Annotated in this window: 13 protein-coding genes; 3 read left to right on the top strand and 10 right to left on the bottom strand. The window is 73.5% G+C overall.

The features are described from left to right. The first annotated feature begins 18 nt into the window (after positions 1-18). Positions 19-786 (top strand): ABC transporter permease, encoded by a 768-nt coding sequence (locus Mam01_RS17390; protein WP_204286363.1) that lies wholly within the window; start codon positions 19-21, stop codon positions 784-786. Between the two features lie 19 nt (positions 787-805). Here Mam01_RS17390 and Mam01_RS17395 read toward each other — a convergent pair whose 3' ends face one another. From Mam01_RS17395 to Mam01_RS17415, 5 genes are all read right to left on the bottom strand, one after another. After that, positions 806-3,040 carry an ATP-binding protein gene (locus tag Mam01_RS17395; RefSeq protein WP_204286364.1) on the bottom strand — a complete coding sequence of 745 codons (2,235 nt, stop codon included), beginning with the start codon at positions 3,038-3,040 and terminating at the stop codon, positions 806-808. Positions 3,041-3,414: 374 nt separating this feature from the next. Further along, positions 3,415-4,608 (bottom strand): NAD(P)/FAD-dependent oxidoreductase, encoded by a 1,194-nt coding sequence (locus tag Mam01_RS17400; protein WP_204286365.1) that lies wholly within the window; start codon positions 4,606-4,608, stop codon positions 3,415-3,417. A 92-nt stretch (positions 4,609-4,700) separates the two neighbouring features. After that, complete coding sequence (locus Mam01_RS17405; protein WP_204286366.1) at positions 4,701-5,645, bottom strand: RNA polymerase sigma-70 factor; 945 nt, start codon at positions 5,643-5,645, stop codon at positions 4,701-4,703. A gap of 110 nt (positions 5,646-5,755) precedes the next feature. Beyond that, on the bottom strand, positions 5,756-6,334 hold the full coding sequence (gene ybiA / locus Mam01_RS17410; protein WP_239101387.1) for a riboflavin biosynthesis intermediates N-glycosidase: 579 nt from the start codon (positions 6,332-6,334) through the stop codon (positions 5,756-5,758). A gap of 87 nt (positions 6,335-6,421) precedes the next feature. Next, complete coding sequence (locus Mam01_RS17415) at positions 6,422-7,054, bottom strand: HNH endonuclease family protein (RefSeq protein ID WP_204286368.1); 633 nt, start codon at positions 7,052-7,054, stop codon at positions 6,422-6,424. Between the two features lie 492 nt (positions 7,055-7,546). Here Mam01_RS17415 and Mam01_RS17420 point away from each other — a divergent pair, with 492 nt between their 5' ends. Together Mam01_RS17420 and Mam01_RS36730 are read left to right on the top strand one after the other, a co-directional pair. After that, positions 7,547-8,257: an alpha/beta fold hydrolase gene (locus tag Mam01_RS17420; protein ID WP_204286369.1), complete on the top strand. Its 711-nt coding sequence runs from the start codon at positions 7,547-7,549 to the stop codon at positions 8,255-8,257. Between the two features lie 449 nt (positions 8,258-8,706). After that, complete coding sequence (locus Mam01_RS36730; protein ID WP_239101388.1) at positions 8,707-9,006, top strand: helix-turn-helix domain-containing protein; 300 nt, start codon at positions 8,707-8,709, stop codon at positions 9,004-9,006. 80 nt (positions 9,007-9,086) lie between these two features. On the opposite strand, the gene Mam01_RS17430 is transcribed toward Mam01_RS36730, so the two are convergent. The 5 genes from Mam01_RS17430 to Mam01_RS17450 all read right to left on the bottom strand — a co-directional run bounded on the left by Mam01_RS17430 (position 9,087) and on the right by Mam01_RS17450 (position 15,348). Next, on the bottom strand, positions 9,087-10,151 hold the full coding sequence (locus Mam01_RS17430) for a ferritin-like domain-containing protein (RefSeq protein ID WP_204286370.1): 1,065 nt from the start codon (positions 10,149-10,151) through the stop codon (positions 9,087-9,089). Between the two features lie 7 nt (positions 10,152-10,158). Beyond that, on the bottom strand, positions 10,159-10,668 hold the full coding sequence (locus Mam01_RS17435; RefSeq protein ID WP_204286371.1) for an anti-sigma factor antagonist: 510 nt from the start codon (positions 10,666-10,668) through the stop codon (positions 10,159-10,161). A 90-nt stretch (positions 10,669-10,758) separates the two neighbouring features. After that, positions 10,759-11,481: an alpha/beta fold hydrolase gene (locus Mam01_RS17440; protein WP_204286372.1), complete on the bottom strand. Its 723-nt coding sequence runs from the start codon at positions 11,479-11,481 to the stop codon at positions 10,759-10,761. Beyond that, positions 11,478-12,440, bottom strand: a complete 963-nt coding sequence (locus tag Mam01_RS17445) for an alpha/beta hydrolase (protein WP_204286373.1) — start codon at positions 12,438-12,440, stop codon at positions 11,478-11,480. Before Mam01_RS17445 ends, Mam01_RS17440 begins: the two co-directional genes overlap by 4 nt. Before the next feature lie 139 nt (positions 12,441-12,579). Next, positions 12,580-15,348, bottom strand: coding sequence for a helix-turn-helix transcriptional regulator (locus Mam01_RS17450; RefSeq protein WP_239101389.1), 2,769 nt, complete (start codon positions 15,346-15,348; stop codon positions 12,580-12,582). Positions 15,349-15,458: the final 110 nt, after the last annotated feature.

The following is a 15,458-nucleotide window of genomic DNA, read 5'->3' on the forward strand; positions in this document are numbered from 1 at the left end:
GACCCTGGAGGAGCGTGCATGTCCCTCATATCCGATAGTTCGCTGATCTTCGCCCGGCAGATGCGGCTGTCGCTGCGCTCCCCGGCGTGGCCGATCATCGGCCTGTTCCAGCCGGCGCTCTACCTGGCCTTCCTCGGCCCGCTGCTGGTCAGCGTGGCCGGAGCCGGGGTCGACGGCCTCCCGGCCGGGGCGGCGTGGCGGTTCTTCGTGCCCGGCCTGCTGATCCAGCTCGGCCTGTTCGGCCCCCTGTTCGCCGGTCTGTCCATCATCGCCGACCTGCGCTCGGGCGTGTTCGAGCGGATGCGGGTCACCCCGGTGAGCCGTTTCGCCCTGCTCGCCGGCCGGGTCATGCGGGACACCGTGGTCCTGCTCGTCCAGACGGTGGTCCTGCTCACCGTGGCGTACGCCTTCGGCCTGCGCGCGCCGCTGGTCGGCCTCCTCCTGATGTTCCTCTTCGTCGCGGCCATCGCGGTGGGGCTCTCCGCCCTGTCGCACGGGCTCGGCCTGCTCGTGCGCAGCGAGGAGTCGTTCACGCCCCTGCTGAACGTGGCGGCCATCCCGCTGCTGCTCCTCTCCGGGATCCTGCTGCCGATGACCCTCGCGCCCCAGTGGCTCGACGTCATCTCCCGGCTCACGCCGTTCCGATACATCGTGGACGGCATGCGCACCGCCCTGTACGGCGACTACACCGGCTCGGTCGTGGTGACGGGCGCCGCGGTCGCGGTCGTCACCGCCGCGGTCTGCCTGGTGCTCGGCGCCCGCCTCTTCTCCCGGAGGCACGCGTGACGCCCTCCACAGGCGGGCGTCACGGCAGCGCGTCCCCTCGTCGGTCGCCCAGCAGTTCCCGCAACCGGCCGACGAGGGGGTCGTCCGACTCCTCGCAGATCGTGAGCGCCTCGCGGAGCGCCATCCGGGCAGGGGCCTCCGCACGGACGTCGCGGTAGACCTCGCCGAGGTGGAGCAGCGTGGTCGCCGCGCCGTGCCGGTCGCCGATCTCACGCCGCACCCGGAGCGCGGCGCGCAGGAGATCGACGGCCCGGTCTCCGCATCGGAGGGTCTGGTAGGCCACGCCCATGGTGTCGAGCACGCGCGCCTCGCCGTTCCGGTCGCCGAGCTTGGTGAACACGGCGAGCGCGTCGGAGAGGAACCGGAGGGCCTGGTCGATCTGACCCGTCCACAGATAGGTCTCGCCGATGCGGCCGAGCGCGGTGGCGGTCTCGCGCGCGCCGCCGATCTCACGGCTCAGGGCGAGGGCCTCGCGCAGCCGGGCGAGCGCGGTCGCCGTACGGCCCAGCGTGCGGCAGATGTCGCCGAGATCGTTGAGGCAGGCGCACTCGGCCGCCCGGTCGCCCACGCGGCGCCAGATCACGAGCGCCCGCTCGCAGTTCTCCAGCGCCTCGTCGAGACTGCCCAGGTCACGGTGGACCGCGGCGAGGCCGTCCAGCATCCAGGCCTCACCCGCCTCGTCGTTGCCGTCGCGCGCGGCGGTCAGACCGGCCTGGTACGCCGAGACCCATTCGGCCCACGGCTTGCGCAGGACGAAGTAACTCCCCCCGGCGTCGGCCAGCCGCCAGGCGAGGGCGCCGTGGCCGGCCTCCGCGGCGTGCCGTACGACGGCGGCCAGATTGGCGCGCTCGGCGTCGAACCAGTCGAGCGCCTCGGCATAGCCGGCGAACGTGACCGGCCGCCCGTCGGGCGGGTCGAACCGCGCGCGACGACGCAGGGGATCGATACGGCGACCGGCGGCGTCGGCGGCGTGCAGATACCAGTCGAGCAGCCGGCGTACGGCCGCGGACCGGTCCTCCGCGGGCTCGTCGGCCTCGGCGCACTCGGCGGCGTACAGCCCGACCAGGTCGTGGAAGCGGTAGCGCCCGGAGGAGACCTCCTCCAGCAGGTGGACGGCGGCCAGCGCCTCCAGCAGGCGCTGTGCCTGGGAGCAGCCGGTCCCGGCCAGCGCGGCGGCCGCCGGAACACCGAGATCGGCGCCGCGGTGCAGGCCGAGCAGCCGGAACATGCGGGCGGCGTCCGGCGGCAGCGCGCGGTAGGACCAGGAGAACACCGAGCGGACCGTGGTCGCCTCGTCCTCGGTGGTGGCCAGCAGGTTCAACCGCTCGCGGGTGACCGCCAGCTCGGTGGCGAGGGCCGCCAGCCGCACCGACGGCCGCGCCTGCGCCCGTTCGGCCGCGATGCGCAGCGCCAGCGGAAGATAACCACACCTCCTGGCGATCTCCGCCGCGGCCTCGGGCTCCTCCGCGACGCGCCGGCCGCCGATGGCCTGCCCGAGCTGGGTCAGCGCCTCGTACTCCGGCAGCGGCGCGAGCACGAGTCGCGCGGCGCCGTCCCTGGCGACCAGGCCGGACAACCGGCTGCGGCTGGTCACCACGAGGCGGCACCCGGCCGAGCCGGGGATCAGCGGGCGTACCTGGTCGGCCGTCGCCGCGTTGTCGACGACGATCAGGATGCGCCTGCCGTCCAGCAGCGTACGCAGCCGGGCCGCGCGCGGCTCCAGCCCGGCCGGGACGGACGCGGGGGAGCAGCCGAGATCGCGGAGGAACCGGGCGAGCACCTCGGCGGGGTCGGCGGGAGCGCCGGTCGGATCGAAGCCGCGCAGATCCGCGAACAGGCACCCGTCGGGGAACCGGCGGGCGGCGCGGTGAGACCAGTAGAGCGCCGTCGCCGTCTTGCCCACACCGGCCGGGCCGGAGACGACCACCGTCTGATGGCCCAGCTGGGCGTCGTCGAGTTCGGCGAGCGCGTCCGCGCGGCCGGCGAAGGCGCGGGGAGCGGCCGGAAGCTGCGCCGGACGCCGGAAGGCGTCCTGGTGCCGGCGTCGCACCGGCACCAGCCCGGCGAGGGCCCCCTCGGCTCGGAGCACCTCGTCGCACCGCCTGGCCACCAGCGGCGTCGGCGGCCGTTCGCCCGTCTCGATCCTGCTCAGGTAGCCCTTGCTGTAGTGGGTCAGTGCCGAAAGCGAGGCCAGCGACAGGCCACGTTCCCTGCGTAGATCCCGGAGTGCGACTCCGAACGACGCGTTCTCCATCGAAACCCCAGATGCGGCGAACTCGGACCGCCGTGACGCGCGGTGCCTCCGGGACGTCGCCCCCTCTGGACCCCCTCTCGGCACACCTCGTCCCAAGCGATCATGTGGCCCCATGCCGCGTCCAGCCGGTGTACGAGAAGGCCATCTCGCGATCTATCGACTATTCAAGCACTAATTGCCTCAATTGCCATATAGGTATCGTTTGTGCCAGTTACGGACTGATATGTTCCTGGTTTTCGGCTCTGTCATAGATTCGAGTTGTTACCCAAGGTCCCGCCGAATCACCGTGCGTCATCCACGGCGGTGAGCTCTGTGGCGGTAATTTCCGGAGTTTCGTCACCGCCGTGGAGGACGCGGCCGTCGCTTACGGCGCTTTACGCCGGTTCCCTTACGGCCGGGGATGCCGCCTGCTTGTGGGTGATCGGGCGGCGCCGGGCCGGCAGGCCGAGCGTCGGGTTGGCGACGCCCCAGGCGGCGCCCTTGCAGACCAGTTCCTTGTAGAAGGCGGCGAACCGCCCGGTCAGAGCCGCCCGTACGGCGCGGTCGTCGGCGGTGACGACCTGGATCAGACCGTCCCTGCGGCCCAGCGAGACACACTGGTTGAAGTAGCGGATCGGCACGTGGGGGAGCTTCCCGCCGGTCAGGCGCGCCGCGATCGCGTCGGCGGCCTGCCAGGCGCTCGGGGTGCCCGAGGCGCACGACATCCGCAGCGGCTTGTTCCCCGGGCCCATCGCCAGGGCCGCGTCGCCGACGGCGTACACGTCCGGGTGAGAGACCGAGCGCAGCGTCCCGTCGACCACGATCTGACCGGTGTCGCCGACCTCCAGGGTGGTCGCCTTCGCGATGGGGTGGACCGCGAAGCCGGTGGCCCACACGGTGACGTCGGCCGGGATCGCCGTGCCGTCGGCGGTGACGACGCGGTCGGCTTCGACGGAGGCGACGGTGACGTGCTCGTGGACGGTGACGCCGAGCCTGGCGAAGACCTTCCGCAGGTGCTCGCGGCCCCTGGGCGAGAGCCAGTCGCCGAGCCCGTCGCTGGCGGCGATGGCGACGCCGAGATCCGGGCGGGCCTCGGCGATCTCGGCCGCGGCCTCCAGGCCGGTGAGCCCCCCGCCGACGACGACCACGGTCTGCCCGGCGCGGAGCCGGGCCAGGCGCTCGCGCAGCCGCAGCGCGCCGGGACGGCTCGCGATCTCGTACGCGTGCTCGGCGGTTCCCGGCACGCCCTGGGGGTTCCAGCCGCTGCCGAGGGCGTAGACGAGCGTGTCGTAGGCGAGTTCTCCGTCGCCGTCCGCGCCGGTGACGGAGACGGTCCTGCGGTCGGCGTCGACGCCGGTGACCTTCGCGATCCTCACGTCGACGCCGGTGCCAGCGAACATCTCGCCGAGCGGCCGGGGCCTGAGGTGCTGGCCGGTCGCCAGCTGGTGCATGCGGACGCGTTCCACGAAATCGGGCTCGGCGTTGACGAGGGTGATGGCGACGTCCTCGCGGCGGAGCCGCTTCGCGAGGCGTCCGGCGGTGATGGCTCCGGTGTATCCGGCGCCGAGGACGACGATGCGGTGCTGCATGCCCGTGCTCCTGTCGTGTGGTCGTTTGCCCTTGAACCGGGCAGCGCGCCGTTTGCTGACAGGAGCGGGATGTGAAGCGCCTCACACCGCGCTCAGAAGGCGGCGGCCAGCGGCTTCCCGTGGTCGGCGAGCGCCCAGCGCGCCGTGGCACGTTCGAGCTTGTCGGGGTTGACCTGGTTGCGGCACGCGGCGATGCCCTCGGCGGTGACCTCCAGGCACATGACGCCGACGACCCGGCCGTCCACGACGGCCACGACGGCGGGGTCGCCGTTGGCGGTCGACGCGTAGAGTTCGGGCGCGCCCCCGGCGAGGGCGCGCTTGGCCTCGCCGGGCTTGAACAGACCTCTGAGGAACTTCGCGACCGCGACGGCGCCCTCGAACGCCTTGGCGCGGGCGGGCACCTTCCCGCCGCCGTCGCCGATCGAGACGGCGTCCTCGATGAGCAGCCGTACGAGCGGCTCGATCCGGCCGCTGGCGGCGGCCGCGAGGAACTCCTCGACGACCCGCCGGGCGGCGGCCTGGTCGATCTCGGCACGGGCCCTGCCGTCCGCGACGTGCTTCCTCGCGCGGTGGAAGATCTGCTGGCTGGCGGCCTCGGTGATGTCGAGGATCTCGGCGATCTCCCGGTGCGGGTAGCCGAAGGCCTCCCGCAGCACGTACACCGCCCGCTCGCTCGGGGAGAGGCGCTCCATGAGGGTGAGGACCGCGTACGAGACCGACTCGCGCTGCTCGGCGGTGTCGGCCGGGCCGAGCATCGGGTCTCCGGCGAGCAGCGGTTCGGGTAGCCACTGGCCCACGTAGGTCTCGCGGCGCGCCCGCGCGGAGGTGAGCAGGTTGAGGCACAGGTTGGTGAGCACCTTCGTCAGCCAGGCCTCGGGGACCTCGACGCGGCCGACGTCGGCGGCCTGCCAGCGCAGGAACGTCTCCTGTACGGCGTCCTCGGCCTCCCCGGCGGACCCGAGGAGGCGGTAGGCGATGGCCTCCAGGCGCGGCCTGGCCGCCTCGAACCGGTCGACGTCGCTCGCGGTCAAGGGCATGCCCCGATCCTAGGTCGCCGATCCGCCGCCCCCGCGCCGGGCCCGCGGCCGGCGTCCGGGCCGGTAGTTCAGGGCCCGGTGCTCAGGGCTCGGTGCTCAGGGCTCGGTGCTCAGGCCTCGGTCGCGAGGATGTCGCGGGCGGTCATCAGGGCGAAGCCGAGCAGGTTGAGGCCCTGCCAGGTGGCGGGGGAGGCGGCGCGTTCGTCGCCGGCGGTCAGGCCGATGCCCCAGATCCGGTCGTTGGGGCTGGCCTCCACCAGGACCCGGCCGGTGGTCGCGAGCAGGAAGCGGCGCAGGTCCGCGTTCTGGCCGAACTTGGCGACGCTGCCGCGGACCACGATGTCGAACCGCCGTGCGTTCCAGACCTGCTCGTCGAAGTCGCGTACGGCCCGGCCGAGGGTCTTGGCCTCGTTCGGGTGACCGGCGGCGAGGACCTTCGCCGCGGTCTGGTCGTCGCCGAACAGCCAGGCCTTGTGCGCCATCATGTAGTGCTCGGCGGAGGCGAAGGTGTGGCCGTCCTCGGTGAAGGCGACCGGCCACCACTGGGACAGGCAGCCGGGGCCGACGCCGCCGTCGCGCGGCGGCCGGTGACCCCAGAAGTACAGGTAGCGGAGGGCGTGGCCCGCCCGCTCCGCGGCGACCGCCTCGTCCACGCTGCGCGGCAGCACGATCTGCTCAGACACGCCCACACCGTGCCACATCCGATCTCGTCCCCGCCATCGACTTATGCCCCCCGCTGCTGCGGCGGCGCGCCGCCGCCGCAGCGGGGGAGGGGATCAGCAGTAGCCGAGCATGGTGGTCAGGGCAGACTTCTCGGCGCTCTGCAGGGTGAGGCCGTAGTACCACTTCACCTGGATCCACGCGCGGGCGTAGGTGCACCAGAAGGAGGTCAGGGACGGCTTCCAGGTGGTGGGGTCCTGGTCGCCCTTGGCCTGGTTGACGTTGTCGGTGACGGCCCACAGCTCGGGGCCGCCGAGGTCGTTGGCGTACGCCTGGCGCTGGGCGGTGGTCCAGGCCCAGGCGCCGGACCGCCAGGCCTCGGCGAGGGGGACCATGTGGTCGATGTCGACGTCGGAGGCCGCGTGCCAGGTCGCTCCGTCGTACGGGCTGTACCAGCTGCCGGAGACGGAGGCGCAGCTCGAGTCGGTCACGACGCCGCTGCCGTCCCGCTTGAGCACCTGCTCGCGGGTGTTGCAGGTGCCCGAGATGGTGATCCAGTGCGGGAAGAGGTCGCGGTTGTAGGTCGACTGGTGCGACTCGGCGGCCACGGTGAGCGAGGCCAGCCGGGAGGCGGCGGTGCTCGCCGACGGGATGTTCGGCGGCGTGGCGAGGGAGGGGCCGGTGGTCAGGGTGAGGAGGAGGGACAGGGCGCCGAGTGCGGTGGCGAGGGCGGCGAAGGCTCGTTTCACGAGCGTCCCCTTCTGCCTGCTGCTCCGGCCAGGAGAGGGGGCTGGACACGAACGGAGCAGTCAGACAGCTCGGAGATTCGCTAATGGCGATAAATCCGGAAATAGCAGGTCGTAGTTAGGCAAATTGACCTTTTTTGTCGGGCTTCGCCGACGACTTCCGCGACGTACGGTCGTACCTGCTCAAAAGGCCTTTCAGCGCCGCAGGAGGCGAGGTACGCCCCGTCATCGAGCAAATGAAGATTGTGTAAACGGCGGTGGATCAGCCCTCCCGGTGACCCCGGCCGCATCTGTTGGGAGGTTCGTCCCGCGACGGTTCGCCCGCCGCGCCAGGCGAGCGATCAATATCGTGTGTGCCGAGACAATGGAGGAGAACAGGCGCGACACCCCGGCCAGGCTCTGGAAGAGCGACCGGGCGCGGGCGCCGCCCGGTTCGTCGTGGAGCATCGAGGCGGCGTGCCTCGATGCCGCGGTTCGAGAGAGGAGGAGAAACGCATGGCGACGTTCGTCCTCGTGCCCGGCGGTTGGCACGGCTCCTGGTCGTTCGAGGCGGTGGTTCCGCTGCTGGAACGGGCCGGTCATGCCGTACACGCCCTGACCCTGACCGGTCTGCGGCCGGACGACGACGCCGCGACGGTCGCGACCGCCAACCTCGACACGCACGCCGGCGACGTGCTGCGCCTCCTCGATCGCGCGCACGTCACGGGCGCGACGCTGGTCGGCCACAGCTACGGCGGGATGGTGATCGCCGCCGCCGCCGATCGCGCCGACGGCCGCGTCTCACGACTGGTGCATCTCGACGCCTACGTGCCACGCGACGGGGAGTCGTGCTGGTCGTCGACGACCGAGCGCTACCGGGAGGCGTTCGCGTCGGGCGCCGCGACCACCGGCTACGCCGTCCGGCCGCCGGTCGGCGTGGATCCTCGTTGCCGTCCCCATCCCCTCGCCTCGTTCCTGCAGACGATCCGGCTCACAGGCGCGCTCGCCCGGGTGCCCCGCCGGGAGTTCGTCTACTGCTCGGGATGGGAGGACCGGACGCCGTTCACCGCGCTCCGCAACCGGCTCCACGCCGATCCCGAGTGGCAGGTCCACGACCTCCCGACCGGCCACGACGCGATGCGCGAGGCCCCGGAGGCGGTCGCCGCCCTACTGCTCGGCGAACGAATCACGCACGCGTCGCCGCCGAGACGGCACGCTTGCCATTGAGGGCCGCACAGGCCCCACCGGTGCACCTGCCGCGATCTACGCCGGCCGGCTCGGCGCCCCGGGGGAGGAGGTCGCCGCCGACCTGGAGCGGTCGGCGGAGCGTGCGCGGACGCGCGGTGGCGCGGCCGCCGCAGGCGCGTTCCTGAAGCGTGCGGCGGAGCTGACGCCGGCGCCGTTCCGCCGCGCGCAGCGGCTGATCGCCGCGGCGGAGGCCAAGCAAGATCTCGACGCGGCCGAGGCCTCCTGCGACGAGATCGACGCCGTCAAGGACGTCACCGGCAACCCGCTGCCGGAGTACGGGCGGCTCTTCCTCGCGGCGTACCGCGGTCAGGCCCGCGAGGCGGAGCCCTGACAGAACGGATCCGCGCCGACGCGTACGCCCGCGAACTCGCCGGGCAGGCGTTCGAGCGGCTGGCGGGTGTCACTCGTCCGGTGGGGACCGGCTACGCGTGCGGCGTGCCGGCGACGGCGGAGGCGCAGCTGCGCGCGAGTGGCGAGGCCCCGCGCGTACGCGCGCAGGGGCCGGCGGTGCGGTTCACCGAACAGGAGCTCAACGTGGCGCGCCTCGCCCGCGAGAGCCTGACGAACCGGACATCGGCGCGCGGCTGTTCATCAGCGCGCGGACCGCCGAACACCACCTGCGCAAGGTCTTCACGAAGCTCGGCATCAGGGGACGCGCCGAGCTGAAGACCGCGCTCGCCGAGCTCGACCAGGCGGAGCCGCCCGCGGGCTCGAAATCGACGCCTTGACGGCGTCCCTGAGCCCGGACGGGTGCCGCCCTCGCCATGGTCTGCGAGTGCTCGCGTACGAGTGTCCGGGAGCGGGACGCTCACGAGCGTGACTCCGGTGGCACCCACTCGAAGGTGGGGCCCGCCATGGCGCCGTCCGCGTCCGGCAGCAGCAGCAGGGCGTCGGCCTGGGCCCGGAGCGCGTACATGGTGCCGACGGCGGCCCCGAGCAGGCTCGGCTCGCCGTCGAACGCCTGCTCCAGCTGGTTCAGCAGGGTGCAGTAGGCGCGGTTGAACTCCTCCTGCGCGGTCCGGATGACGCTGCCCGGGGCGTGGTCGGACAGCCGCGGATCGGGCCGCATCGGCCGTACGGCGGCCGGGTCCACCGAGACCGGCTCACCGGTCGGCCCGGACCGCGGGGTGTCGCCCCGCCGGTAGCGCCGGCCGAGTTTGAGCTCCTGGAAGCGGTAGTAGTGCCCGACCTCGTCCCGATCGGGGTGGAACACGTCCTGGTCCCCGTCCCAGACCTCGCCCCGGGCGGTGCCCTCGCCCTCTTCGACGATCTCCTTCAGCGCCCCCAGCGCCGACTCCAGATCCTCCACCCCGAACAACGAGCCGGTGGTGTGCCGGAAACGGCCGCCGGTCACCTGGCGGGCGGGGTCGCCGCAGAAGACCTCCCGCTCGCCGAGCCGCTCGCACAGGTGGCGCAGCCCTTGTTCGATCGCGTCGTAGAACTGCCCGATCGTCTCGTAGCCGTCGCCCTGTGCCGGGGCGCCGGGCGGCGCGGGCCGTTCCAGGCGCAGGAACATCTCCAGCGCCTCCGGGCCGAACGGGAGCAGCGACAGTTCCAGGTCGCTATGGGGCAGCCGCCGGGGGTACGGCGGCAGCATCCCGGGCATGTCGAGACGCGGCCGACCGCCGACGGCGTTGAGCAGGTTCGCCGCCAGCGCCAGGTGCAGCATCTCCTCGGCGAAGACGCTGCCCACCACCTCCACGGCCTCCGGATTGTCCTCCGGCCGCAGTGAGTACAGCGCGCACAGGTACGACGGCAGCGTCGCGTGTTCCAGCTCGACCGCCCACTGCAGGTGCTCACGCAGACTGTCGAGCGTGTCGATCCCCGCTCGGCCGGGAGCGGCAGTGGTCCCCCTCGGTTCCGGATGCGTCATCAGAGCTCTACCTCCATTGTCGATCGTGGTGCGCGTGACCGGTCGTCCATAAGGACCGGACGGCCGCCGCGCCTGTGACAGCCCCGGGACTCTCTCCGCGATCTCCGGTCCCCGCCGCCGCGTCCTCGCAGGCGGCGGCGAGGGCCTGCTCGACCGTGCCGTACACCGGAAGGAGCGGGTCGAGCCGGACGATCCGGAGCAGACGTGCGGGGGCGCCGCGGACCCCGGCCAGGCGCACGCCCGCAGCGTCGTCGGCGGCATGGCGGGCGGCCGAGATCAGCACCCGCAAGCCCGAGCAGTCCATGAAGGAAACCCCGGTCAGGTCGAAGACCACGGTGTCGCCCGGCCGGCGGACACGGCCGACGTAGCGGGCCAGCAGGTCGCTGCTGGCGAGGTCGATCTCACCGCCGACCGTGATCAGGCTCGTGCCGGGAAGGTGCCGATGCCGCAGCGTCAGCGACGTGGCGGAGGTCTTCGCGGGGGCGGCCGTGAGCTCGAGTTGGAGGGAGGCGACCATGCGCGCACCTGGACCTTTCGTGTCGGCGTCTGTCGCCCGGTCTCCGCGGTGAGCGGAGACCGGGGCCGGTTCAGGCGGTCCTGCGGAGTCTCACCGCCGCGCGTGGTCGGCGGCGTCGCGGATGACGACGGTCACGGCGTCGGGCTGTGACGCGGCGACCGCGTGTGACGCGCCCGCGATCTCCCGGGTCCGGCGGGCGCCGGCGCGCTCGGCCATGAAGCGCAGCGCCGCGGCCGGGATGTTGAGGTCGCGCTCGCCGTGGACGAACCAGGACGGGATGGTGCGCCAGGCGGGCTCGTCCGCCGTCAGCGCGCCGGTCAGGGCGCGTTCGGTCACCGGCCGCTGGGTCGCCGCCATCAGGGCGGCCTCGCCGGCGTCGAGGTCGGCGCAGAACTGGTGGTGGAACCTGTCCGCCGCGATGCGGAACTCGTTGCCGCCGGAGACGACCGGATAGGCCTCCAGCGCCGCGCCCAGAGTGCTGCCCTCGAACTTGCCGGACAGCAGCAACGCGTTCTCGCCTGGCTCGGGGGCGAAGGCGGCGACGTAGACCAGGGCGCGCACGGCCGGGTGGCCGGCCGCGGCCTGGGTGACGACCATGCCGCCGTACGAGTGGCCGACGAGGACGACCGGGCGGCCGAGGCCGGCGATCACGTCGCGCACGTACGCGGCGTCGCCCTCGACGCTGCGCAGTGGGTTGGCCGCGGCGACGACGGACAGGCCGTGGGTGTGCAGGCGCTGGATGACGCGGTTCCAGGAGGCCGATTCGGCGAAGGCGCCGTGGACCAGGACGACGACGGGCTGCTGCTCGCTCATGCGGGTGCCTTTCCGGTGTTCAGGGCGGTCCTGAGGACGGCGACGGCCTGCGCGGTCGCGGCGCGCGCGGCGTGGGTGTCGCGGAGCGGGTTCAGCATCATGAAGTCGTGCAGAGTGCCGTTGTAGCGGACGCCGGTGGTGGGGACGCCCGCCTGGACGAGCTTGCGGGCGTAGGCCTCGCCCTCGTCACGCAGCACGTCGCACTCGTCGACGACGACGAAGGCGGGCGGCAGCCCGGCCAGGTCCTCCAGGGTGGCGCGCAGCGGGGAGGCGGTGATCTCGGCCCGCTGGGCGGGGTCGGTGGTGTAGGCGTTCCAGAACCAGGCCATCGCCTTGGCCGTCAGGTAAGGGCCGTCGGCGAACTCGCGGTAGCTGCCGGTGTCCTGGGCGGCGTCGGTGACCGGGTAGTACAGCGACTGGTGCACGAACCGCACGTCGCCGCGCCACTTGGCCAGGATGGTCAGCGCGGCCGTCATGTTCCCGCCGACCGAGTCGCCGGCCACCGCCAGCCGGGAGGCGTCCAGCCCCTCGTCCGCGCCGTGCCGCGTGATCCACTGGGCGGTCGCGTAGGCCTGTTCGATCGCCACCGGATAGCGCGCCTCGGGTGACCGGTCGTACTCCACGAACACGACCGCCGCCTCCGCGCCCACGGCCAGTTCCCGCACCAGCCGGTCATGGGTGCCGGCATCGCCCAGCACCCAGCCGCCGCCATGGACGTACAGCACGGCGGGCAGCGTCCCCGAGGCCCCCGCGGGCCTGACGACGCGCGCCCGCACCTCGCCGACCCCGGCCGACACCGTGATCCACTTCTCGTCGACCTCGGGCTTGGCGACCGGGGCGGCCTGGAGGTCGTCGAGCACCTTGCGGGCGCCGTCAGGGCCCAGCTCGTACAGGAACGGGGGCGTGGAGGTCGCCTCGGCGAACTCCTGAGCCGCCGGCTCCAAGACGTGGTCGTTCATGGGGATTCTCCCTTTTCATCTGGTCTCTCCGGTGCCCACTCTCCTCGGCCGGGAGGCCGGTCGTACCCGGGTGACACACGGGGCGGATCCCTGGGGTGGCACCGGTTCCCCGGGGTGACCGGACCCCGGCCGGGCCTGGCTAGACCCCGGCGCCGGCGCGCTGGAGCTGCCTGCGGGAGGTGACGCCGAGCTTGCCGAAGATGTTGCGCAGGTGCCATTCGACCGTGCGCGGGCTGATGAAGATGCGGGCGCCTATCTCGGTGTTGGTCATGCCGTCGCGGACAAGCCGGACGATCTGGGCCTCCTGCGCGGTGAGCTCGCCGGCGGCCTCGGCGGTGCGCTTCCGGGCCTGCTCGCCGGTGGCCAGCAGCTCGCGTGCGGCCCGCTCGGCGAAGGCCTCCATGCCTATGGCGGTGAACGCCTCATGGGCGGTGCGCAGGTGCTCACGGGCGTCGCGCTGGCGACGCTCCCGGCGCAGCCATTCGCCGTAGAGGAGATGAGCGCGGGCCAGCTCGCCCCGGATCGCGGTCCGGCCGAGCCGGTCGACCGCCTCACGGTAGTGCTCTTCGGCCTCCGCGTCCGTGCTGACGAGCGCCCGCGACCGCGCCTCGACGCCCAGCGCCCAGTCCGTGCCGCTGGGCCGGGTCAGTTCGCCGAGCCGCTCGAAGGCGTCGGCGGCCCGCCCCGGCGCGCCGCTGCGGGCGGCCGCCTCGACACACTCCACGAGAGCCCAGCCCACCGCGGCGCTCGTCTCCCTCCGCGGATGGCCGACGACGTCGGCCGTCGCGCGCAGAGCCTCCTCGTACCGGCCGAGACCATTGCAGAGCAACGCCTTCGACCACCCGGCGACGAGCAGCGCGCTCCCTTCGCCCCGGCGCCTCGCCTCCGCGACCACCGTCCTCACCAGCGCGGCGTGGTCCGCCTCGCGTCCGCTCCAGGCGGCCAGGTGCAGGTCGCTGTAGGGCGGATAGGAGATCCCGACGGCCTCCGAGACCGCCTTCACCTCCTCGGCCAGCGCGGCGGCCGCGCTCAGCTCCCCCGAGAACGCGTCCACGGCTATGCGTGCGGTCAACGCGAGGGGAAGCGCCGTGGCCTGGCCGCTCTCCCTGGCGAGCCGGACGTGCCGGGTGACGAGCCGGTCCCAGGCCTCGCCGTCCCACAACGCCGCGGCCGCCACGCCGGCCAGCCAGAGCCAGCCGAGCCCCTCCTCCGAGGACAGGCCGGGGGATTCGAAGGCCTCCAGCGCCGGCCTCAGTTCCGGCGCCCCGGCGGCCTGGCCTTCGGTGATCAGCACGGTCAGGCCGTTCAGCAGCAGATCGGCGGGGCGGGCGGCGTGTGTCACTTCCGCCGTCACGAAGGCCGCCCGCGCGGCCTCGGCCGCTTCGAGCTGGCCGCAACCGGTGGCCAGGGGACCGGCGAACAGCCCGGCGCTGATCGCCTCCAGGTACGTCTCGCGGGCGAGCGGCACGTCATGCGGCTCAAGCTGCCGCGCGGCCCGGAGCAGCAGCCCGGGAGCGTCGGCGCCGCGGTCCGTGGCGAAGGCGATCTGGGCGCGCAGCAGGTCGGCCTGGCCACGCCGGAACCCGTCGAGCGGGCCCGCCTCCGCGACGGACAGCAGCCTCAGCGCGGCGCCGGGCGTTCCGGCGCGATGGGTCGCCCGCGCGGCGGCCAGCGCGCGCTCCTGGCGGCGGGCCGGATCAGGGGTCAGCTCGACCGCCCGCGCCAGGAACGCCGCGGCCGCCGCGAGCCCGCCCCTGGCCCGCGCCCGATCGGCCGAGCGCACGAGCTGCGCCGCGACGTCCTCCGACGGGCCCCGCGTGCCCTGCGCCGCGTGCCAGGCACGCCGGTCGGGATCGGCCCGCGGATCGGTGGCCTCCGCCAGCGCCAGGTGCGCGCGGCACCGCTCCTCCGGCGAGGCCGCCCAGTACACGGCCGAACGCACCAGCGGATGGCGGAAACGCACCTGGTCGTCGATCTGCACCAGCCCGGCGGCGATGGCGGGCGTCACCGCCTCGATCCCGACGGCGAGCCGGTCCGCCGCGCGCCACAGCAGGCCCGGGTCACCGCCCGGCTCGGCGGCCGCCACCAGCAGCAGCCGCCGCGTACGCGACGGGAGCGACAGGACGCGCCGCTGGTAGAGCTCCTGAAGCCGGCCCGTGAGGGCCCGCGTGCCCGGCAGGCCGAACCCGCCCGCGAGGTCGGCCGGGGTGGAGTCCTTCGCCAGCTCCAGCAGCGCCAGCGGGTTGCCCCGCGTCTCGGCGACGATCCGGTCGAGTGCCCGCCCGTCCCACGGCCCGGGGAGCACCGAGCGCAGCAGCGCCCGCGCCTCGCCCTCGGGCAGGCCGGTCACCGTCAGCTCCGGCAGGCCGGTGACCGGCGGCTCCGGCAGGCCCGGCACGTCCGGCGTCTCGTCCGGCACCCGGGTGGCGAAGCACATCGCCACCGATTCGGCCCGCAGGCGGCGCGCGGCGAACGCCAGGGCCTGCACGGACGCCTGGTCGAGCCACTGCGCGTCGTCCACCAGGCAGAGCAGCGGCTGGTCCCGGGCGGCCTCGGCCAGCAGGCCGAGCGTGGCCAGACCGACGAGGAAGCGATCGGGCGCCTGCCCCGCGCTCAGCCCGCAGGCCGCGCGCAACGCGCCGGCCTGCGGCGAGGGAAGACGCGCGAGGCCGTCCGTCATCGGCGCGCACAACTGGTGCAGCCCGGCGAAGGCCAGCTCCATCTCGGACTGCACACCCGCGACGCGGACGACGCGAAACCCCCGCGCCCGCGCGGCGAGGTCGTCCAGCAACGCCGTCTTGCCCACTCCCGCCTCGCCACGCAGCACGAGCGCGCGGCTCTGACCACTCCGTACGTCGTCGAGCAGCCCGCCGAGCCGCTCGCGCTCGGCGGCCCGTCCCCGCAACACCGCCGTCACCCGCCCGCGGACAGGGCGGACGGCGTCGAGGCGCCAAGTGGCACGGGCCCGGCTGCGGCCAGCGGAATCACGACCGGTCTTCGGAGGCACGTCATTTTCAT

This window comes from Microbispora amethystogenes (genome assembly GCF_016863015.1).
In the GTDB taxonomy this organism is placed as follows: Bacteria; Actinomycetota; Actinomycetes; order Streptosporangiales; family Streptosporangiaceae; genus Microbispora; species Microbispora amethystogenes.